A 20,223-nucleotide genomic window follows, 5' to 3' on the forward strand; every position below is an offset into this window, starting at 1 on the left:
AACGCTGCCGCGTCCACCGCAAGCCCGGCTCGCGAACGTGACGACCACAAGATCGCCCCTCAAGGATGAGCCGGGATAGGCGACACATACGCCATTTCCGAATTTCGGTAAAGTGGAATATTTTTGCGCGCGCGGATTGACAGAGGGGCGACACAGGCGCGGTCGCGTAGCTCGCCCGCTAGGGACTCACCCCGTCGGGGTGCCCTGCTTCCACTGGCCGCCGGCGATCTTTGCGGCGGCGATCACGGCTTGGGTCCGGCTTTCGACGCCGAGCTTCTGCAGGATCGCCGAGACATGCGCCTTGATGGTGGCCTCGGAGACGCCGAGCTCGTAGGCGATCTGCTTGTTGAGCAATCCCTCCGACAGCATCATCAGAACCCGGACCTGCTGCGGCGTCAGCGTCACCAGCCGGTCGCGCAGGCGCGTCATGTCGGGGTCCGCGACCGCCGACAGATCAGTGTCGGCGGGAACCCAGACCTCGCCCTCCATCACCTTGAGGATGGCGTCGCGCAGGGTCTCGACGCCGAAGCGCTTCGGAATGAAACCGGAAGCGCCGAAATCCAGCGAACGGCGAATCGTGGCGCTGTCGTCGGAGGCGGAGACGATCACCACCGGGATCGCCGGATATTGCGCGCGCAGATAGATCAGGCCTGAAAAGCCGGAGATCCCGGGCATCGAGAGGTCGAGCAGGATCAGGTCGACGTCGGAGGTCTGTTCCAAAAGCTTGGTCAGATCCTCGAACGATCCAGCCTCGTCGATCCTGGCCGAGCTCAGGACGCCCGCCACCGCCTGCCGCAGCGCGTCGCGGAACAGCGGGTGGTCATCGGCAATGACGAGATGGGTCGAGGGAGCGTTCATCGTTCTCTTGCTGGCAATCGCACCGGGCCAGTAAGCCGGCGCAGGCCCTTGGGTCAATTCTTTCCCGACCAGCCGTGGCATGCAAGTGGACATTATCCCTTTGCTGCAACGGGGTTAATCCACAGGCCGGCACTATGTTGCCGAATGGAACGCCCGCGGCGTCAGGCGAGCGTCAGTGCGAAAGGCCGAAAGTCGTATTGGGGCGGGTTTCACGCCAATGTTACCTTGGGGGTAAGGCTTGGGTTGATCCGGCATGGCCGGGCATCCAGGGCGCGAGGAAACGATTTTTCGGGGAGCGACTCAACATGTCGACAATGGCTGTGTCTCAAGCAGGCGCGGGAGGGATGACGAAGGACGAACGGTTCGTCATTCTCGCCTCCTCGCTCGGTACCGTTTTCGAGTGGTACGATTTCTATCTCTACGGTTCGCTGGCCGGCATCATCGGCGCGCAGTTCTTCTCGGCCTATCCGCCGGCAACCCGCGACATCTTCGCGCTGCTGGCCTTCGCCGCGGGCTTCCTGGTGCGCCCGTTCGGCGCGATCGTGTTCGGCCGTGTCGGCGACATCGTCGGTCGCAAATACACCTTCCTCGTCACCATCCTGATCATGGGTCTGTCGACCTTCATTGTCGGCCTGCTGCCCAACGCTGCGACCATCGGCATCGCGGCCCCGATCATCCTGATCGCGCTGCGTCTCGCCCAGGGCCTGGCGCTCGGCGGTGAGTATGGCGGTGCGGCGACCTACGTCGCGGAGCATGCCCCGAACGGCAAGCGCGGCTACTACACCTCCTTCATCCAGACCACGGCGACGCTCGGCCTGTTCCTGTCGCTGCTGGTGATCCTGTTCACGCGCTCCGCGCTCGGCGAACCCGACTTCGCAGCCTGGGGCTGGCGCATTCCGTTCCTGGTCTCGGTGCTGCTGCTCGGCGTCTCGGTCTGGATCCGGCTTCGCCTCAACGAATCCCCGATCTTCCAGAAGATGAAGGACGAGGGGAAGAGCTCGAAGGCCCCGCTGACGGAAGCCTTCGGCAACTGGCAGAACGGCAAGCTCGTGCTGCTGGCGCTGCTTGGCGGCGTGATGGGCCAGGGCGTGGTCTGGTACACCGGCCAGTTCTACGCGCTGTTCTTCCTGCAATCGATCCTCAAGGTCGACGGCTACACCGCCAACCTGCTGATCGCCTGGTCGCTCCTGCTCGGGACCGGCTTCTTCATCGTGTTCGGCATGCTGTCCGACAAGATCGGCCGCAAGCCGATCATCCTCGGCGGCTGTCTGATCGCGGCGCTGACCTTCTTCCCGATCTTCAAGATGATCACCACCAACGCCAACCCGGCGCTGGAAAAGGCGATCGAGTCGGTCAAGGTCGACGTGGTGGCGGATCCCGCGGGTTGCGGCGACCTGTTCAACCCGGTCGGCACCCGCGTCTTCACGTCGCCTTGCGACACCGCGCGTGCCTACCTGTCGCAGTCGTCGGTCAAGTACTCGACCACGCCGGGTGCGGCGGGCTCCGGCGTGAAGGTGGTGGTCAACGGCAAGGAAGTTCCCTACGCCAACGCCAAGGACGGCAATCCGGCGCTCCTCGCCGCCGCGCAGGCGGCCGGCTATCCGAAGCCCGGCGATGCAGGCATCGTGAAGATGGCGCATCCGTTCGACATCTTCCGTCCGCAGGTCGCTGCGGTTGTCGGGCTGCTATTCGTCCTGGTGCTCTTCGTCACCATGGTCTACGGCCCGATCGCCGCGATGCTGGTCGAACTGTTCCCGACCCGCATCCGCTACACCTCGATGTCGCTGCCCTACCACATCGGTAACGGCTGGTTCGGCGGCCTGCTGCCGGCGACCGCCTTCGCCATCGTGGCCTCGACCGGCGATATCTATGCGGGCCTCTGGTATCCGGTCATCTTCGCATCGATTACCGTCGTGATCGGCTTGTTCTTCCTGCCGGAGACCAAGGACGTCGATATCAAGTCGAACTGATCGACGGCAGATCCGGATCAACACCAACCGGCCGCGGTCTCCGCGGCCGGTTTTGTTTTATCCACCCCGCTCGAAAACGCCCTACTGATTGCCGCCGACGAATTGCAGCACGATTTCGCGCCGGTGCGGGCGCTTGCGGTGCTCGATCAGGTAGATCGCCTGCCAGGTGCCGAGCGCGAGTTTGCCGCTCAGGACCGGCACATGAAGCGAAGTCTGGGTCAGCATGGTCTTGACGTGCGCCGGCATGTCGTCGGGTCCCTCGGCATCATGCGTCCAGCCGGCGTTCTCCGGTGCGAGCCGGGACAGCGCCGTGGTGAGATCCACGAGCACGGAAGGATCGGCGTTCTCCTGAATCGTCAGCGATGCCGAGGTGTGACGAACGAACAACGTCAACGCGCCGTCTCGCGCGCCTGCCTCGGCGACGAACTTCGCAGCTTCGCCGGAGAGATCGGTGAAGCCGCGGCCCGGCGTCTGCACGGTCAGCAGCGACGATGCGATCGTGGTGGCCTGCACTGACGATGGCGCCGAGCGCGTGATGGATTTGCCTGACGTCATGAAAGTCTCGCCTGATCGAAAGCTGCCGTAGGGTGGGCAAAGCGAAGCGTGCCCACCATTCGCCCTGTATAGTTGGAAGATTGGTGGGCACGGCGCGTCGCGCCTTTGCCCACCCTACCGCATCTCGCCATGCGCTAAATCTTCCCCGACACGTCCTTCTGCACGCGGTTCGCCATGTCGATCAGCCGACGCCAGGCCTTTTCCAGGAACGACATCACGCGATCGACGTCCTGGTCGCTCGGCAGCGGGATCTCGATCCTGCGATCACCCTCGGCGGCCTTTGGTTCTCGTGCTTGCGGCTCCGCCTTCTTGAGCGGATCGGTTTTCGGCAGCGCCTCGTCGATCTTGCCTGACACGGTCGGCCCCGCCGCAAGTCGTCCCTTCAGCGTCTCGACTTCGGCCTGGAGCCTGCCGATCTCGGCGTCGAGCGCGGTACGTTCATCGGGCACCGCGTAGCAGGCCCAGCCGGCGCCGCTCCGGGTGCAGGTCGACACCGTGCCGGTGCGGCTGTCGAGCCGCAGCACGCCCTCGGGGATGGGGGTCATGCTGTAGCGGCCGTTTTCGCTGTCAGGCGCGGATTGCGCGGCGAGGCCGCCGGCGCTGACCGCCAGCGCCGCGGCGAACGCCGCCGCGGCAAGCCATGATGCTGTGGATGATGCTGTAGACGAATTCGCTGGTCTCATCGCGTTCTCCGCCACGACGCGCCGGTAGGACTTCCAAACATGGCGCTCATAAAGGTGGCATTTCTCGCAAATTCTACACCCCGGCGAGGCGATCCGCCGCCCAAAACGCGCCTTTGACATGAACGATCGCGGCACCCCCTTTGATCCCGGCAGCCGGGTGAAATGGCGACTGCATCCGCCGATCAAGCGGAGACCTGCTGCGGTGCGGCGTCACGCTGTGTGCAGCGCTGCCGCTCGCGTCGATATTTTCAAATAAATCAGATACATAACGGGAATGGACGCAATCGTGACTTGGCTTGACTTGATTATGGGCCATCAGTATGGTCCGCGCGGCTTTTGAGGGTGGCGGGCGCAATTTCCATTCAGCCGCGGCGTTTCGGGTCTTCGTTGCATGACACAGGGCACGGGACACGGCGAGAATGGAGATCGCGATAGATCGCCCGAGGAAGCTGCGCTTTCCGAACGGCTCGGAAATCTTGATCAGCGGTTGTCCGAATTTCGCGGCCGCCACATCAAGACCGAGCAACCCGCAGGTGACGGTGAAGACAGAGCGGCCAGAGCCTCGGCGATGGCGCTTGGTTTCCGGTTATCCTCCGAGTTGGTCGCCGGGGTCGTTGTCGGAGCGGGGATTGGCTGGGGTTTCGACCGCTTGCTGTCGACGTCGCCTTTCGGATTTATCGTGTTCCTGCTGCTGGGCTTCGTCGCCGGCGTGGTGAATGTGGTGAGAACGGCAGGCGCGGGTCAGAACAGGCGCGGTGGTTCTTAAGCGATCCACTCCAGGAGAGGAATGATCGTGCCGGCTCGCGCCGGTACGGGCCGGGCCCGACCGGCAGACCGAGACCCGCCGGCATCGCCCGGCAGACCAAGAGATGCCGCGCTGATGAAAATCGATCCGATCCACCAGTTCAACATCGAGCCTCTCTTCACCCTGGGCCATATCGGCAACCACACGATCGCCTTCACCAATTCGTCGCTCTACATGCTGGTGGCGGTCGCGATCATCTCGATCCTGATGCTCGCCAGCGGCACGCAGTTGGTTCCCGGACGCCTGCAGTCGGTCGCCGAGATTTCCTACGAGTTCGTGGCCTCGACGATCCGCTCGACGGCCGGCGCGGAAGGCATGAAGTTCTTCCCGCTGATCTTCTCGCTGTTCATGTTCATCTGCGTTTCGAACCTGGTCGGCATCATCCCCTACACCTTCACGATCTCGAGCCATCTGATCGTCACCGCGGCGCTCGCGCTGCTGGTCTTCTTCACGGTGCTGATCTACGGCGTTGCCAAGAACGGCATGAAATTCTTCTCGATCTTCGTGCCCCACGGCGTCCCCGGCTACATCCTGCCGCTGGTGATGTTCATCGAGATTCTGTCGTTCTTCCTGCGGCCGGTCTCCCACAGCGTTCGTCTGTTCGCCAACATGCTGGCCGGCCACATCGCGCTGAAGGTGTTCGCGGGTTTCGTCGCCATGCTCGGCTTCTCGCTCGGCGCCCTCGGCTGGGTCGGCGGCGTGCTGCCGCTGGCGCTCACGGTCGCGCTGTACGCTCTCGAGATTCTGGTCGCGTTCCTGCAAGCCTATGTGTTTGCGATCCTGACCTGCATCTACCTCAACGACGCCATTCATCCGGGACACTGAGCGGTCCGGGGAATTTCCACCCAAAACCCAATCTTTCTTCCAAGGAGTCTAAAATGGATCCGGCAGCAGCAAAACTTATCGGCGCGGGCATCGCATGCATCGGCATGGGCGGCGCGGGCGTCGGCGTCGGCGTGATCTTCGGCAACTACCTCGCCGCAGCCGTTCGCAACCCCTCGGCCGCTCAGGGCCAGTTCGGCAATCTGATCTTCGGCTTCGCCGTGACCGAAGCGCTCGGCATTTTCTCGCTGCTGATCGCGCTGCTGCTGCTGTTCGTTCCGCTCTGAGAACGATTTTTCGCGCCGCTTCGACCGAAGCGACGCGCATGGCTGCAACAGGAGTAATCCATGGCTGAAAGTCATGGCGGGGCGAAAAGTCCGGCGGCGGGCGCCCACACCGGGTCCGAAGGCGGTCACGGTGGCGGTTTTCCGCCGTTCGAGAGCGGCACCTATGCTTCGCAGCTGGTGTCGCTCGCGATCTTCTTCGTCGCGCTTTACGTGATCGTGTCCAAGCTCGCTTTGCCGCGCGTCGGCGGGGCGATCGAGGCGCGCCAGAACAAGATCGAGGGCGACCTCGCCGAAGCGCAGAAGCTGAAGGACCAGTCCGAAGCGGCGCTGAAGGCCTATGAAAGCGAGCTTGCTTCGGCACGCTCGCGTGCGCAGGCCATCGGCAACGAATCCCGCGACAAGGCGAATGCGCAGGCGGACGCCGAGCGCAAGGCGCTGGAAGAGCAACTGGCGGCCAAGCTCGCCGAGGCGGAGAAGACCATCGCCTCGACCCGTGCGACCGCCATGAGCAACGTCCGCGGCATCGCGGCCGATGCGGCAGGCACCATCGTGCAGCAGCTCACCGGCGTGGTTCCGGACGCGGCATTGGTCAATGCCGCCGTTGATGCGTCCTTGAAGGGTTAATCGATATGTTCTTCGATCCTGAAACCTGGGTCGCCATCGCCTTCGTGATCCTGATGGTCGTGTTCGGCTATCTCGGGGTCTTCAAGAAGGCCATGACTGCGCTCGACCATCGCGCCGATCGCATCAAGGCCGAGCTCGACGATGCGACGCGCCTCAAGCAGGAAGCCGCCAAGGTGCTCGCCGACTACAAGGCGCGCACCGCCTCGGCCGAACGCGAGGCCGCCGACATCATCGCCAACGCGAAGAGCGAAGCCGAACGCATCGCAATCGAGGCCAAGGCCAAGGTGGAAGATTTCGTCGCTCGCCGCACCAAGACCGCGGAGGGCAAGATCGCGCTCGCCGAGGCCCAAGCGGTCGCCGATGTTCGCGCCGCAGCCGCCGAAGCCGCCGTCCAGGCCGCCTCCACGATCCTGTCGCAGTCAGTCAGGGGCCAGGTCGCCGACGATCTGCTCGCCAAGGGCATCACCGAGGTTCGGCAGAAGCTGAACTGAGGGGTCTCGCCTTCACCCATCAAAAAGCCGGCGCGATCAGCGCCGGCTTTTTTGTTTGAAAGTTTGCTTTCTCGTCGTCATGGCCGGGCTTGTCCCGGCCATCCACGTTCTATTCAGGCGGAGCGAAGGACGTGGATGCCCGGGACAAGCCCGGGCATGACGGTCACTTGCAAATCATTCGCCTACTTCTTCTTCGCCCGCGACTTCGGCTCGGGTGACAGCGCCTGCGGATCGAAGCCGACATAGAAGATGTAGCTATCGGCGTCCTTGGCCGACGGCATCGGATAGACCAGATCCTCGGCCACGAAGGTGAACGGCACGCTGCCGCCCTCCGACATTCCGACCGTGGTCCGGTAGGCCTTGGAAGCGATCACCTTCTCGCCGACGCCGCCCTGCACCACGGCGACGCGCAGGGGCACCTCGACGGTCGCAGGCGCGCCGGCGGGGCCGGCAATGACGCGGCCCTGGATGCCGATCCGGGCCGTGATATCGCCGCCATTGCGGGCGCATTCGCGCGCCATCTTGGTGATGGTGGCCTGGAAGCGGATCTCATTGCCGACGGCCGGCTTGCCGGTGGCACCGACCGCATAGGTGGAGGCTCCGGCACGCACCGTGACCTGCGGGCAATCAAGATCGTCGTCAGCCGCCGGCTGGCCTGGTGCAGGCGCCGGCTTGGGTTGGGCCGGCTCGTCCGACTTGCCGCCGAACAGGCCCTTGAATCGATCGGTCAGCGACTGCGCCGCGACCGGCGAGACGGAGACGAGCGCAACTGACAACGCCAGCGCGGCCGCTGCCCCCCGCCGCAACGCATTCCGCGATGACCGAAGCTCCTGCACCATCAACACCCATACTCCATGACGACATCACGGCCGATCACCGGCCGGGTTGCGCCGTTATATCGTCAAAACCGGCGAACCCAAGGCAGGCACACAGGAGACTTTGGTCACATGAATGAACGGGCTCAGCCGCGGAAATCCTCGTGCAGCAGGCCGAAGAGCAAATGGTCCTGCCAGACCCCGTTGATGCAGAGATAGCGGCGCGCCAGGCCCTCGCGGGAGAAACCGCACTTCTCCAGCACCCGGATCGACGGCGCATTGGTCGGGATGCAGGCGGCCTCGACCCGGTGCAGATTGAGCTCGCCGAACAGCGTCGGCAGCAGCACCCGCAGCGCGGCCGTCATGTAGCCGCGCTGGGCGTGAGGCTTCCCGACCCAATAGCCGATGGTGCCCGCCTGGACGATGCCGCGACGGACATTGGCGAGCGTGATGCCGCCGACCATGGCGCCGTCGAGCTCCCGGAAGATCAGAAAGGGATAGGACCGATCCGCGGCGATGTCCTCGGAATAGCGGCGCAGGCGACGGCGGAAGCCGGAGCGGGTGAGATCGTCCGACGGCCAGATCGGCTCCCAGGGCGTCAGGTAATCGCGGCTGGACTCGCGCAGATGGGCCCACTGCAGGAAGTCCGACATCTGCGGCGCGCGTAGCAACAGGCCATTGCCGCGCGGCGCGAGAGCGGCGGGTCCACTGGATGGCAGGCGAAAGAGGGCCATGGTGATGCTTCCCGGGGCGGTTCAACCCGTGCGCGGCTCCTAATGCAGCCGCGCCTTGGCGCGTGCCCGGGTCAATCCTTCCGCAAAAGACACCGCCGTGTCCAGACCCCTGCCACTGCCCAATGCGACAACCGCAGGGCGGCTGCGCGAAAGCAGCGCACGCGCCGCATCACGGGTCGATTCGACGCTGACGGCGTCGATCCGGGCCACCAGCTCCTCGGCCGTCTGGGGCCGGCCATAGGCCAGCACGTGGCGGGCGAGCTGCTCGGCGCGGGACGAGCAGCTCTCCAGCGCCATCAGCAGCCCCGCCTTCATCTGCGCCTTGGCCCGCGCGATCTCGACCTCGGTCAGGGTCTCGACCGAATCGTTCATGATGTCGACCACGACCTCCATCATCTCGGGCGCATCGGCCGGATCGGTGCCGGTGTAGAGGCCGAAGAAGCCGGTGTCGGTATAGGGGGCGTGGAACGAGTAGATCGAGTAACAGAGGCCGCGCTTCTCGCGCACCTCCTGGAACAGCCGCGACGACATCCCGCCGCCGAGGATGTTGGTGAAGACCTGGAGCGAGAACAGCGACAGATCGGTCTGCGGCACGCCCTCCAGCGCCAGGGTCAGATGCGCCTGCTCGAGCTCGCGATGCACCACCTTGGTGCCGCCCTTGCCGAACTGCGCGGGTTGCGGCTTGGGACCCGCTGTCCCCTCAAAACTGGCAAAGCGCTGCTCGACCTCGGCGACCACCTGCTTGTGATCGACCGCCCCGGCTGCCGCCACCACCATGTCGGGCCCGCGGTAATGCGTCGACAGATAGTCGCGCAGCGAGTCGCGGCTGAAGGCACGCAAGGTCTTCGCAGTTCCCAGCAGCGAGCGGCCCATCGGCTGGTCGGGATAGCAGAGCTCGTTGAGATGCTCGAACACGACGTCGTCAGGCGTGTCCTGCGCCGCGCCGATCTCCTGCACGATGACGTTCTTCTCACGCTCGAGCTCGTCGGGCTCGAAGGCCGGGTTGGCCAGGATGTCGGCGAGCACGTCGAGCGCGAGCGGCACGTCGGCCTTCAGCACCCGCGCATAATAGGACGTGGTCTCGGTCGAGGTGCCGGCATTGAGGTCGCCGCCGACCGCCTCGATCTCCTCGACGATCTCGCGCGAGGAGCGCTTCGTCGTGCCCTTGAACGCCATATGTTCCAGGAGATGCGAGATCCCGTGCTCGTTGGGCTTCTCGTCGCGCCCGCCGACGCCGGCCCAGACGCCGAGCGCCGCGGTCTCGAGATGGGGCATCTTGTCGGTGACGACAGTCAGGCCGGACGCAAGCTTGGAAATCTCGACGCTCATCCGGCAACTCCCTGTTTCGCGGCGCGGCTGACCGACAGCACGAACCGCTCGACCTCGGCCTGGTCGTTCTTCATCACCTTCATGTGTTCGGATTTGGTCATCAGACCATCGAGCCAGGCCGGCAGTTGCGGCCGCTGGCCGCAGGCCGCTTCGACCGCATCAGGGAATTTGGCCGGATGGGCAGTGGACAGCACGATGCTGGGAACCGTCCTGTCCGTGGTGTCGCGGTCGGCGACCGCAAGCGCGACCGCGGTGTGGGGGTCGACCAGCTCGCCCGCCTCGCGCCAGGCGGCGCGGATCGCAGCCGCAGTCTCGGTCTCGTCGGCCCGGCCTGCGTCGAATCCCTCGCGGATCGCGGCCAGCGTCGCATCGGGCAGCACGAAGCGCCCCGACTGCTTCAGCGAATCCATCAGACGGCGCACGCCGGCGGCATCGCGCCCGCCAGCCTCGAACAGCAGCCGCTCGAAATTCGAGGAGATCTGGATGTCCATCGACGGCGACGCCGTTGCGTGGACCTCGCGCACCTCGTAGATCCCGGTCTTCAGCGTGCGCGCCAGGATGTCGTTGACGTTGGCGGCGATGCCCAGGGTCCGCACCGGAAGACCCATGCGCTTGGCGACATAGCCGGCAAAGATGTCGCCGAAATTGCCGGTCGGCACGACGAAGTCCACCGCGCGCGCGGGTGCGCCGGCGGCAACGGCGGAGGTGAAATAGTAGACCACTTGGGCGACGATGCGCGCCCAATTGATGGAATTGACGCCGGACAGCGACGTCGCATCGCGGAAGCGGTGGTTGTTGAACATCGCCTTCACGATGGCCTGGCAATCGTCGAAATTGCCCTCGACGGCGAGCGCATGGACGTTGGCCGCGCCCGTCGTCGTCATCATCCGCCGCTGCACCTCGGAGATGCGGCCATGCGGGAACAGCACGATGAGATCGACATTTTCGAGCCCTGCGAACGCGTCGACCGCAGCACCGCCGGTGTCGCCCGAGGTCGCGACCACGATGGTGGTGCGCTGGCCGCGCTTGGCGAGAACGTGGTCCATCAGCCGCGAGATCAGCTGCATCGCCACGTCCTTGAAGGCGAGCGTCGGACCGTGGAACAGCTCCAGCACGAACTGATGCGGCGCCATCTGGCGCAGCGGCACCACCGCCGGATGGCGGAAGGTGGCGTAGGCCTCGTTCGCCATGCGGCCGAGCTCGGCGTCCGAGATCTCGCCGGCGACGAAGGGGCGGATCACCTCGACCGCGACCTCCCAATAGGGGCGACCGAAGAAGCCGGCGATGGCGTCAGTCGAGAGTTGCGGCCAGATGGCCGGCACATACAGGCCGCCGTCGCGGGCGAGCCCGGTCAGCATCACGTCGCAGAAGCCGAGTTCGGGGGCCTCGCCCCGGGTCGAGATATAACGAGTCAAACTGCCCTCCAAAGGCCGGCCGAGCCTGAGCTCGATCCGCAAGCCTTTGATTTTACGAAATTACTTGTTAACAGCCAGAAGCTTTGAGCCACCATAAAGTGTTTTGCGGCATCGGGAAACCGCTTCGCAACTGGGGCCATTGAACGAAAAGCACTGCCAACGAAATGCGCTGCCAACGAAAAGGGCTGCGGCAATGCCGCAGCCCTCTCTTGGAAGGTCTGTCGTTGTGTGCAGACCGGTTTTGCCTGTTGGGGTCACCGACCCGCAAAAACTGTTCGCGCAAGCTTTCATCGCCTGTCACGCGATCGTCAAGGTCAAAACTGGATGCGCGAGAAAATGTTCCTATTTTTCCCGACACGTTTCGGCGCTAGCAAACGTTCTTGAGCAGTCTCGCATCACGCATTGCCATTAATTCCCGAACGGCCGGACAGTTCGGGAACGAACGACGGCTCGGCCCATTGTGTCGGCGGATGGTGTCGGCACTTTCCATGCATTGCCCGGCTGCGCCGAGACCGGTCCGCCCGCCGGACCGGCAGCATCCTGGAGCAGCCGGTTCGGCGCCCCGGGGCGTCAGTTCATCCCGATTTCCACCGCGATCCGGATCAGGTCGGAATGGTTCTTGGCACCGAGCTTCTGCTTGAGCAGGGAAGTGGTGTTGGCGACGGTCTTGTAGGAGATACCGAGCGCCTCGGCGACCTCGACGATCTTGTCGCCTCGCCCCAGCAGGCGGAGAATCTCGAGCTCCCGCGGCGTCATCTGCGAGGCGGGATTGGCCTTGATCGCCGCGCCGGAAAACGTCACGGCTTCGGCGAGCTGCGGTGAGATGAAATTGTCGCCCGCAACGACCTTGCGCACCGCCTTGAGCAGGATGCGGGGATCGTCGCCCTTGGAGACGTAGCCTTGCGCCCCGAGCTCGACCGCCCGCACTACGAAGGCCGGATCGTCGTTCATGCTGAACATGATGATCTTGGCGTCGGGATCGTCCTTGCGAATGCGTCGCATTAGTTCAAAGCCAGAGACGTCGGGCAGGCTGATGTCGATCACTGTGACGTCGGGCCGCTTGCTGACATAGGCGCGATGCCCGGATTTGGCGTCGGTCGCCTCGTCGATCCGAATCGAATGGTCGGAGGCGAACAGGGTGCGGCAACCCGACAGCACCACGGGGTGGTCGTCGACAATCAGGACGCGGGTCGCCGGCTTGGCAGTATCTTGCATCGCAGTTCTCTAGTTTTTCGACTCATAAACCGACGGGAACAAATGGAAAGAGCAAATCGGACCGATGCGCGTTAGAATTGACCTAATGTGGCAACGCTTCTCGTTCAGGACCCAACTGTTTCTGCCGCTCGGCATCAGCTTCCTCGCCGCGCTGATCATGGGCGGCGTGCTGCTCCAAACCTTCGCGACCGACCAATTGGCGGACGAGAACGAGCCGGGGCGGCGTTTGATCCAGACCGTTGCCGCCGCGCTCAACAACACCCTGCGCACCTCGAACAATCCGCGGCAGACGCTCGACGCCTTTGTCCATTCTCTGGACACTTCCTCCGATATCCAATTCCGTGCCGTGGAGACGGGTCCCGCGTCCTCAGCGAGGGGCAGCCTGCGCAAGCCGCATGGCGTACCGCAATGGTTTGTCGACCTGCTCACCGTTCCGGTCATGGACGCGACAGCGCCGGTGACGATCGACGGCCAGCGTGTCGGCGATCTCGTCTTCCTGCCGGACCTGTCGGCCGATCTGTTCGAGAAGTGGATCGGCTTTCTCGCGCTGACCATCCTCGTTGCCGCGCTGATGGTGCTCACCGGTACCATTGCCTATGTTTTCGCGGGATCGGCCCTGCGCCCGCTGCAAGATCTCGGCGAAGGGCTCACGCGGATGCGGCGCGGCGACTACGCAACGCCGATCCCGGTCGGAGGACCGCCGGAAATCCGGCAAAGCTGCGAGGAGGCCAACGCGCTGGCCGAAACGCTGGCGCAGTTGAGCCAGGACAATCGCGACCTGCTGCACCGCCTAGTGTCGCTCCAGGACGACGAGCGGCGCGATCTCGCGCGCGAACTGCACGACGAACTCGGTCCGCTGCTGTTCAGCATCCGCGCCGGCACGATCGCATTGGCCGACGCCTCGCCCCCGGCGGGAAATCCCGGCAGTTCGGCGCAGGATGTGTTGCAATCGGTCGAGGCGCTCCAGCAGACCAACCGCCGCATCCTCGACCGGTTGCGACCGCTCTACATCGAGGAATTGGGCCTGGAGACCAGTGTGCAGACGCTGCTCCGGAATTTTCGCAAGCAGGCGCCGTCCATCAACCTGACGGACACCGTTGATCCGGATCTCAACGGGATCAACGGGCCGCTGGCTCAGACCGTCTATCGCGTGATTCAGGAGGCGCTGACCAACGTGTTGCGCCACGCCAGCGCCAGCAATGCCCATGTGCAGGCGACCTTCGCCAGCGAGACGGTCGTCATCGAGGTTTCCGACGACGGCGGCGGCTTTCCCGAAGGCAATGTGTTCGGCCGCGGCCTGACCGGCATGCATGAGCGCGTGCGCGCACTCAGCGGATCGCTGTCACTGCTGCGCGTGGACGATAGAACCTCTGTGCGCTGCCGCCTTCCCGCCGCACCGGCACGCGAGGCGCTCATCGACGATTAGCACGCACAGCCAAGCTGCGCGTTCTGTCGCGCCGGCTCGCACAGCGTGGTGCGGATCTTGCCGTCCAGGCTGAAGCAAAACGAGGCGCGGATGCGCAGCGCGCCGCCGACGGAATATTCGAGATCGACGCCGTGGGGCGCAGGATGGATTTCCTCCAGCCCGAAACCTGCCGACGAGAAAGCGCTGAGCCGCGGCTGCCAATATTCTTCGAGCTCACTCCGGCCGTGATAGCGCTGCGCGCCGTTGCACGTGCATTCGACCTGGGCGTCGTCCGCATAGAGATCGAGGAGCGTCGCAAGGTCGCCCTTCCTGCAGGCATCGACCCAGTCGACGACAATTCCCATCTGGTCGAAATCGCTCACGCTGCAATCCTGTCTGCCGCGGAAAAACGATGGCGGCTTAGGACCACACTCGTGAATGTGCGCTGAATGGTAAACCCCGGGCGATACCGGGTTCCCTGGAGGGATCTAAGTAGCTCAGCCCCGCCGCCGCCCTCTTGCCCACACGGCGAAGGCGATGAGCACGGCGCCTGCAAGCGTGAACCAGGTGATGGCGTATTGCAGGTGATCGTCCTTGAGATGCACGTCGAGCGGCCCCGGCCGCGGAATGCCGTTCTCGGGCGCCGGCTGCTCGAGGTCGACATAGAACGGCGCAACCGCGCCCCAGCCCAGCGCGCTCGCGATCGCCACGTGATCGCGCACGAACCACAGCCGCTTGTCGCGGTTCTCCGCCGGGGTCAGCCAGCCAGGGGCTTCGGGGAAGCGCAGATAGCCGGTGAACGAGACCTCCTGCCCCGTGACGAGCTTCTTGACCGCGCGATCCTCGACGCTGCGATCCTGCATGGTGTTTTCGACGAAGCCCGCATCGATCACCACCGTCTCGCCGCTCGGCAGCCGTGCCGGCAGGAACGCCCAGGTGCCGGGCCCTGACGCGTCCTTGCGCACGGCGGATCCGGGGGAATAGACCATCGCGTCGGGCAATGGCGCATAGGTCGCGGTAAAGCTGACACGGCGGAATTCATCGCGCGCGGGGCTTAGCGCGGCCCATCGTGCCGGCGGCGGCAGAGCGACCGGTGCCTCCGCGAGACGCTCGGTGAGTGCGGCGATCAGCTCGTGCTTGGCGAGGCGGCGCTGCAATTGCCAGACACCGAGCACGACACAGACCGCGGTCAGGAATAGCGTGAACAGCGCGAAGCCGGCCACGCGGGGCTTGCGCGCGGTCTCGTTCATTTCGCGCGGTCGACCAGCCGGCCCGGCGCCGCCTTGTGGTGGAATTGCAGCGCGATCAGCAGCGACTTCATGGCGCGCAACGGCAGCAGGGTGGTTGCGAGAATCAACGGCAGCCACAACACCGCGTGCAGCCAGTACGGCGGCTGGTACTTGACCTCGACGACGAGCGCGCAGCCGACCACGATCGCGCCGGCCAGCATGATGATGAAGATCGCCGGGCCGTCACCGGAATCGATGAAGGCGTAGTCGAGGCCGCAACGGTCGCAGGACGGCGCAAGCGTCAGGAAGCCCGCATAGAGCTTGCCCTGGCCGCAGCGCGGGCATTTGCAGGCAAGCCCGCGCAGCGCGCTCTGCAGGACGGTGGCTTGCGACTCGGACGTGTCGTCGGCTTTGTTCATGATGACAGGGTCTATCACAGTTTCTGCCGAAACCCCTGCGCGCAAAAAAGCAAAAGGGCGGCCCCGGGGCCGCCCTTTCTCGATCCGAAGTCAGCCCGCTCAGTGCGCGCCGTGGGCCATGGTCTCGGCGCCGTGTCCCCAGACATAGATGCAGAGGAACAGGAACAGCCAGACCACGTCGACGAAGTGCCAGTACCAGGCGGCGAACTCGAAGCCGAGATGCTGGGTCGGCGTGAAGTGGCCGGCATAGGCGCGGAACAGGCATACCAGCAGGAAGATGGTGCCGACCAGCACATGGAAGCCGTGGAAGCCGGTCGCCATGAAGAAGGTCGCGCCGTAGACGTTGCCGCCGAAGGAGAATGCCGCGTGGCTGTACTCATAGGCCTGCACGCAGGTGAAGAGCGCGCCGAGCACGACGGTCAGGATCAGGCCATACTTCAGGCCCTGGCGATCGTTCTCGAGCAGCGCATGGTGGGCCCAGGTCACCGTGGTGCCGGAGGTGAGCAGGATCAGCGTGTTCAGGAGCGGCAGATGCCAGGGATCGAAGGTCTCGATGCCGTGCGGCGGCCAGGTGCCCGGCACGGCGCAGGCGCCGGCCGCGGTCCCGAGACCACAGCCGAACACCGCATCGCGGGTGGCGTGGACGGCGTCGGCGGGGAATAGCGCTGCGTTGAAATAGGCCCAGAACCAGGCGACGAAGAACATCACCTCGGAGGCGATGAACAGGATCATGCCGTAGCGGTGATGCAGCTGCACGACGCGGGTGTGGTCGCCCTTGTACTGGGCTTCCCTGATCACGTCGGCCCACCAGCTCGCCATGGTGTAGAGCACACCGACGGTGCCGACACCGAAGATGATCGGCGCGGCCGAGAACATGTGGTGCATCCAGGTGATCGCGCCGACCGCCATGATGAAGGCCGAGATGGAGCCGACGACGGGCCATGGCGAGGGATCGACCAGGTGGTAGTCGTGATGTTTGGTGTGCGCCGTTGCCATATGCGGTCTCGCTCCTCAATCCCGTGCCTGTCCGGCACTTATCCCCTTGTTTCCACCCCCCCGGACGTGAGCCCGGCGGTCAGAGATTTCCCTTGCGTTTGTCGTTCTCACCAGATGCCAGCGGCTTCACCACCGGATCCTTCACCGGATAGAACGTGTAGGACAGCGTGATGGTGTTCAGCCCGTCGTTCTCGTGGTCGTCGGCGATCGACGGATCGACGTAGAACACGACCGGCATCTCGCGCTTCTCGCCGGGCGCCATGGTCTGCTCGGTGAAGCAGAAGCAGTTGATCTTCTGGAAATAGGATCCGACCGTCAGCGGCGCGACATTGTAGGCGGCCTGGCCGGCGGTGGTCCGCGCGGCCTGGTTGGTCACCGTATAAAAGACGGTCACGACCTGGCCGATATTGACCTCGATCTCGCTCTGCTCGGGCTCGAACTTCCAGGGCAGGCCGGGCGCGACGTTGGAATCGAAGCGCACCGCGATCTTCCGTGCGATCGGGCCGCTGGCCGGCGCCGAGGTCGCGACCTGGGTCGTGCCGTTGAAGCCGGTGGCGCGGCAGAACCAGTTGTAGAACGGCACCGCCGCGTAGGAGGCGCCGACCATCAGCGCGACCACGCCGCCGCAGATCGAGGCGACCACCACGTCGCGGCCAAGCCCCTTGGAAGGCCTATGCGCCTTGGTGGCCGTCCGGCTCTGATCCTGCGATATGGTCGGCTTCTGATCCATGTTTCCTACATCGGCCGGACGAGCACGGCCGGCCCCTTGACCATGGTCACGGCGAAGAACAGCACCACGAGCACGCCGAGCGCGAGTGCGATCGCGACCGAGCGCTGACGACGGCTCTTCTTCTGCGCCTCGGTGAGGACGATTCCATCTATCTCGGGTTTGTCGGCCATCCCTGTGATCATGCGCCCCCTACCATCGGCGCAAGCGCCCGGAACACCACCTCGGCCAGCAAGGTCGCAAACAGCGCGAACAGATAAAGGATGGAGAACGCAAACAGCTTGCGGGTCGCCCGCAGCGATTGGCTGCGCTCGCGGCGGACATAGACGTTGACGGCGAACGCCAGCATGCCAGCGCCGAGGATCAGCGAGACGATGCCGTAGATGGCGTCGAAATAGCCGAGCGCCCAGGGCGCAGCTGCGACCGCGATCAGCACGATGGTGTAGAGCAGGATCTGAAGCCGCGTCGCGTCGGGACCGGCGACGTTGGGCAGCATCGGAATGCCGGCGCGGGCGTAATCGTCGGAGCGGAACAGCGCCAGCGCCCAGAAGTGCGGCGGCGTCCAGAAGAAGATGATGGCGAACAGCAGCAGCGGCTCAACGTCGACCGTGCCTGTGACCGCGGCCCAGGCCACCACCGGCGGCAGCGCGCCGGCGGCACCGCCGATCACGATATTCTGCGCGGTCCAGCGCTTCAGGCCGATCGTGTAGATCACGACGTAGAAGAAGATGGTGAAGGCGAGCAGCGCGCCCGCGATCCAGTTGACGAGGATGCCGAGCGTCATCACCGAGAAGAAGGCGAGCGTCATGCCGAAGGTCATCGCCTCGGGGCGGGTGATGCGCCCGCGCGGAATCGGCCGGTTCGCCGTGCGCGACATCTTGGCGTCGATGTCGCCTTCCAGCGCCATGTTGAGCGCGCCGGACGCGCCGGCGCCGACGGCGATGCAGAGCAGCGAGGTGATGGCCAGCACCGGGTGGAAATGCCCGGGCGCCAACGCCATTCCGACCAGCGCGGTGAAGATCACCAGCGACATCACCCGCGGCTTCAGGAGCGCGATGTAATCGCCAACCTCCGCTTCGGAGATACGGGGATTAATGTCGATGGCGTTGTGGTCGAGGACGGACACTAGACTGACTCGCTTCGTTGTCGAGCCGCGGCGCCCGTCACGGGCGCCGCGAGCATTGGCTTACTGCACGCGGGGCAGCACTTCGAACTGGTGGAACGGCGGGGGCGAGGGCAACGTCCATTCCAGCGTGGTCGCACCTGCACCCCACGGATTGTCGCCGGCCGGCACCTTCTTCGCGAAGGCGTCGATCACGCAGTAGAGGAAGATCAGCACGCCGAAGCCGGAGATGTAGGAGCCGACCGACGAGACCAAATTCCAGCCCGCGAACGCGTCGGGATAATCGACATAGCGGCGCGGCATGCCCGACAAGCCGAGGAAGTGCTGCGGGAAGAACACCAGGTTCACGCCGATGAAGGTGACCCAGAAGTGCGCCTTGGCAAGCCCTTCATTGTACATGTAGCCCGACATCTTGGGGAACCAGTAGTACCAGCCGGCGAAGATTCCGAACACCGCACCGAGCGACAGCACGTAGTGGAAGTGCGCGACGACGTAGTAGGTCTCCTGGAGCACGCGGTCGACGCCGGCATTCGCCAGCACCACACCGGTGACGCCGCCGACGGTGAACAGGAAGATGAATCCCACCGCCCAGATCATCGGCGCGCGGAACTCGATCGAGCCGCCCCACATCGTGGCGATCCATGAGAATATCTTCACGCCGGTCGGGACCGCGATGACCATCGTGGCGGCGACGAAATAGGCCTGGGTCGCCGACGACATGCCGACCGTGTACATATGGTGCGCCCAGACCACGAAGCCGATGCCGCCGATCGCGACCATGGCGTAGGCCATGCCGAGATAGCCGAACACGGGCTTGCGCGAGAAGGTCGAGACGATCTGGCTGACCATGCCGAAGGCGGGCAGGATCAGGATGTACACTTCAGGGTGACCGAAGAACCAGAACAGATGCTGGAACAGCACGGGATCGCCGCCGCCTTCCGGATTGAAGAACGTCGTGCCGAAATTGCGGTCGGTGAGCAGCATCGTGATCGCACCGGCGAGCACCGGCAGCGACAACAGCAGCAGGAACACCGTCACCAGGATCGACCACACGAACAGCGGCATCTTGTGCAGGGTCATGCCCGGCGCGCGCATGTTGAAGATGGTGGTGATGAAGTTGATGGCGCCGAGGATCGACGAGGCGCCCGCCAGATGCAGCGACAGGATCGCGAAGTCGACGGCCGGGCCCGGGTGGCCCGAGCTCGACAGCGGCACGTACATGGTCCAGCCGGCACCGACACCGTTGGCGCCCGGCTCGCCCTCGACGAAGGTCGACATCAGCAGCAGCGCGAAGGAGGCCGGCAGCAGCCAGAACGAGATGTTATTCATGCGCGGGAACGCCATGTCGGGCGCGCCGATCATCAGCGGCACGAACCAGTTGCCGAAGCCGCCGATCATCGCGGGCATGACCATGAAGAAGATCATGATCAGGCCGTGGGAGGTCACGAACACATTGTAGGTGTGCGTCTCGTGGAAGATCTGCACGCCCGGATACATCAGCTCGGCACGGATCGCGATCGACATCGCGGCGCCGATGACGCCGGCGATGACCGCGAAGATCAGGTACATCGTGCCGATGTCCTTGTGGTTGGTCGAATAGACGTAGCGCCGCCATCCGGTCGGATGGGCATGCTCGTCATGTCCGTGGTCTTGCGCGTGATCGCCGTGTGTCGCTGCGCTCGTTGCCATTTTCTAATCCTGCCTTGCGTCCCGATCGGACC

General features: G+C 64.6%; 24 protein-coding genes. 7 read left to right on the forward strand and 17 right to left on the reverse strand.

Annotation, left to right across the window (positions count from 1 at the left end; all coding sequences use genetic code 11):
* Positions 1–186: 186 nt before the first annotated feature.
* Positions 187–858, reverse strand: a complete 672-nt coding sequence (locus AC0L27_RS35755) for a response regulator (RefSeq protein ID WP_275174502.1) — start codon at positions 856–858, stop codon at positions 187–189.
* Between the two features lie 344 nt (positions 859–1,202).
* Here AC0L27_RS35755 and AC0L27_RS35760 point away from each other — a divergent pair, with 344 nt between their 5' ends.
* Positions 1,203–2,828, forward strand: coding sequence for an MFS transporter (locus AC0L27_RS35760; protein WP_275174503.1), 1,626 nt, complete (start codon positions 1,203–1,205; stop codon positions 2,826–2,828).
* Positions 2,829–2,909: 81 nt separating this feature from the next.
* Here AC0L27_RS35760 and AC0L27_RS35765 read toward each other — a convergent pair whose 3' ends face one another.
* The 3 genes from AC0L27_RS35765 to AC0L27_RS35775 all read right to left on the reverse strand — a co-directional run bounded on the left by AC0L27_RS35765 (position 2,910) and on the right by AC0L27_RS35775 (position 4,382).
* Positions 2,910–3,383, reverse strand: coding sequence for a secondary thiamine-phosphate synthase enzyme YjbQ (locus AC0L27_RS35765; RefSeq protein ID WP_354207624.1), 474 nt, complete (start codon positions 3,381–3,383; stop codon positions 2,910–2,912).
* A 134-nt stretch (positions 3,384–3,517) separates the two neighbouring features.
* A complete protein-coding gene (locus AC0L27_RS35770; RefSeq protein ID WP_354255963.1) occupies positions 3,518–4,066 on the reverse strand; it encodes a hypothetical protein in 549 nt (182 codons plus the stop codon).
* Between the two features lie 73 nt (positions 4,067–4,139).
* Positions 4,140–4,382, reverse strand: a complete 243-nt coding sequence (locus AC0L27_RS35775; protein WP_275174506.1) for a hypothetical protein — start codon at positions 4,380–4,382, stop codon at positions 4,140–4,142.
* 75 nt (positions 4,383–4,457) lie between these two features.
* On the opposite strand from AC0L27_RS35775, the gene AC0L27_RS35780 reads away from it, so the two are divergent.
* The 5 genes from AC0L27_RS35780 (at position 4,458) to AC0L27_RS35800 (ending at position 7,095) form a co-directional block, all read left to right on the forward strand.
* Positions 4,458–4,832, forward strand: coding sequence for an AtpZ/AtpI family protein (locus AC0L27_RS35780; protein WP_211395574.1), 375 nt, complete (start codon positions 4,458–4,460; stop codon positions 4,830–4,832).
* 114 nt (positions 4,833–4,946) lie between these two features.
* Positions 4,947–5,696, forward strand: a complete 750-nt coding sequence (locus tag AC0L27_RS35785; protein ID WP_354207619.1) for a F0F1 ATP synthase subunit A — start codon at positions 4,947–4,949, stop codon at positions 5,694–5,696.
* Positions 5,697–5,749: 53 nt separating this feature from the next.
* The gene (locus tag AC0L27_RS35790) at positions 5,750–5,980 is read left to right on the forward strand and encodes a F0F1 ATP synthase subunit C (protein ID WP_007599451.1); all 231 of its coding nucleotides are present in this window, start codon (positions 5,750–5,752) and stop codon (positions 5,978–5,980) included.
* A gap of 60 nt (positions 5,981–6,040) precedes the next feature.
* Positions 6,041–6,604, forward strand: a complete 564-nt coding sequence (locus AC0L27_RS35795; RefSeq protein ID WP_275174508.1) for a F0F1 ATP synthase subunit B family protein — start codon at positions 6,041–6,043, stop codon at positions 6,602–6,604.
* Between the two features lie 5 nt (positions 6,605–6,609).
* A complete protein-coding gene (locus AC0L27_RS35800) occupies positions 6,610–7,095 on the forward strand; it encodes a F0F1 ATP synthase subunit B family protein (protein WP_027570043.1) in 486 nt (161 codons plus the stop codon).
* A gap of 182 nt (positions 7,096–7,277) precedes the next feature.
* On the opposite strand, the gene AC0L27_RS35805 is transcribed toward AC0L27_RS35800, so the two are convergent.
* From AC0L27_RS35805 to AC0L27_RS35825, 5 genes are all read right to left on the reverse strand, one after another.
* Positions 7,278–7,934, reverse strand: a complete 657-nt coding sequence (locus AC0L27_RS35805) for a hypothetical protein (RefSeq protein ID WP_354207930.1) — start codon at positions 7,932–7,934, stop codon at positions 7,278–7,280.
* 122 nt (positions 7,935–8,056) lie between these two features.
* The gene (locus AC0L27_RS35810) at positions 8,057–8,644 is read right to left on the reverse strand and encodes a GNAT family N-acetyltransferase (protein WP_007599447.1); all 588 of its coding nucleotides are present in this window, start codon (positions 8,642–8,644) and stop codon (positions 8,057–8,059) included.
* A gap of 39 nt (positions 8,645–8,683) precedes the next feature.
* Complete coding sequence (locus AC0L27_RS35815; protein WP_007599446.1) at positions 8,684–9,973, reverse strand: M16 family metallopeptidase; 1,290 nt, start codon at positions 9,971–9,973, stop codon at positions 8,684–8,686.
* Positions 9,970–11,388 carry a threonine synthase gene (gene thrC / locus AC0L27_RS35820; protein ID WP_354207616.1) on the reverse strand — a complete coding sequence of 473 codons (1,419 nt, stop codon included), beginning with the start codon at positions 11,386–11,388 and terminating at the stop codon, positions 9,970–9,972. The genes AC0L27_RS35815 and thrC overlap by 4 nt, the downstream gene beginning before the upstream one ends.
* A 570-nt stretch (positions 11,389–11,958) precedes the next feature.
* A complete protein-coding gene (locus AC0L27_RS35825) occupies positions 11,959–12,603 on the reverse strand; it encodes a response regulator transcription factor (RefSeq protein ID WP_008541266.1) in 645 nt (214 codons plus the stop codon).
* Between the two features lie 85 nt (positions 12,604–12,688).
* Between AC0L27_RS35825 and AC0L27_RS35830 the strand changes: the two genes are divergently transcribed.
* Positions 12,689–14,029, forward strand: coding sequence for a histidine kinase (locus tag AC0L27_RS35830; RefSeq protein WP_354207614.1), 1,341 nt, complete (start codon positions 12,689–12,691; stop codon positions 14,027–14,029).
* Here the strand turns inward: AC0L27_RS35830 and AC0L27_RS35835 are convergent.
* The 8 genes from AC0L27_RS35835 to ctaD form a co-directional block, all read right to left on the reverse strand.
* On the reverse strand, positions 14,026–14,391 hold the full coding sequence (locus AC0L27_RS35835) for a nuclear transport factor 2 family protein (protein ID WP_354207612.1): 366 nt from the start codon (positions 14,389–14,391) through the stop codon (positions 14,026–14,028). The genes AC0L27_RS35830 and AC0L27_RS35835 overlap by 4 nt on opposite strands.
* Before the next feature lie 114 nt (positions 14,392–14,505).
* Positions 14,506–15,258 (reverse strand): SURF1 family protein, encoded by a 753-nt coding sequence (locus tag AC0L27_RS35840; protein ID WP_354207610.1) that lies wholly within the window; start codon positions 15,256–15,258, stop codon positions 14,506–14,508.
* The gene (locus AC0L27_RS35845; RefSeq protein ID WP_354207608.1) at positions 15,255–15,656 is read right to left on the reverse strand and encodes a DUF983 domain-containing protein; all 402 of its coding nucleotides are present in this window, start codon (positions 15,654–15,656) and stop codon (positions 15,255–15,257) included. Before AC0L27_RS35845 ends, AC0L27_RS35840 begins: the two co-directional genes overlap by 4 nt.
* Before the next feature lie 99 nt (positions 15,657–15,755).
* On the reverse strand, positions 15,756–16,652 hold the full coding sequence (locus tag AC0L27_RS35850) for a cytochrome c oxidase subunit 3 (RefSeq protein ID WP_275174514.1): 897 nt from the start codon (positions 16,650–16,652) through the stop codon (positions 15,756–15,758).
* Between the two features lie 79 nt (positions 16,653–16,731).
* Positions 16,732–17,382, reverse strand: a complete 651-nt coding sequence (locus AC0L27_RS35855; protein WP_354207605.1) for a cytochrome c oxidase assembly protein — start codon at positions 17,380–17,382, stop codon at positions 16,732–16,734.
* Positions 17,383–17,387: 5 nt separating this feature from the next.
* Positions 17,388–17,564, reverse strand: a complete 177-nt coding sequence (locus tag AC0L27_RS35860) for a CoxF protein (RefSeq protein ID WP_275174516.1) — start codon at positions 17,562–17,564, stop codon at positions 17,388–17,390.
* Positions 17,561–18,505, reverse strand: a complete 945-nt coding sequence (locus tag AC0L27_RS35865; protein WP_275174517.1) for a heme o synthase — start codon at positions 18,503–18,505, stop codon at positions 17,561–17,563. The genes AC0L27_RS35860 and AC0L27_RS35865 overlap by 4 nt, the downstream gene beginning before the upstream one ends.
* Positions 18,506–18,565: 60 nt before the next feature.
* Positions 18,566–20,191, reverse strand: coding sequence for a cytochrome c oxidase subunit I (gene ctaD / locus AC0L27_RS35870; RefSeq protein ID WP_354063595.1), 1,626 nt, complete (start codon positions 20,189–20,191; stop codon positions 18,566–18,568).
* Between the last annotated feature and the right edge of the window lie 32 nt (positions 20,192–20,223).

The organism is Bradyrhizobium sp. Ken51 (assembly GCF_055807435.1).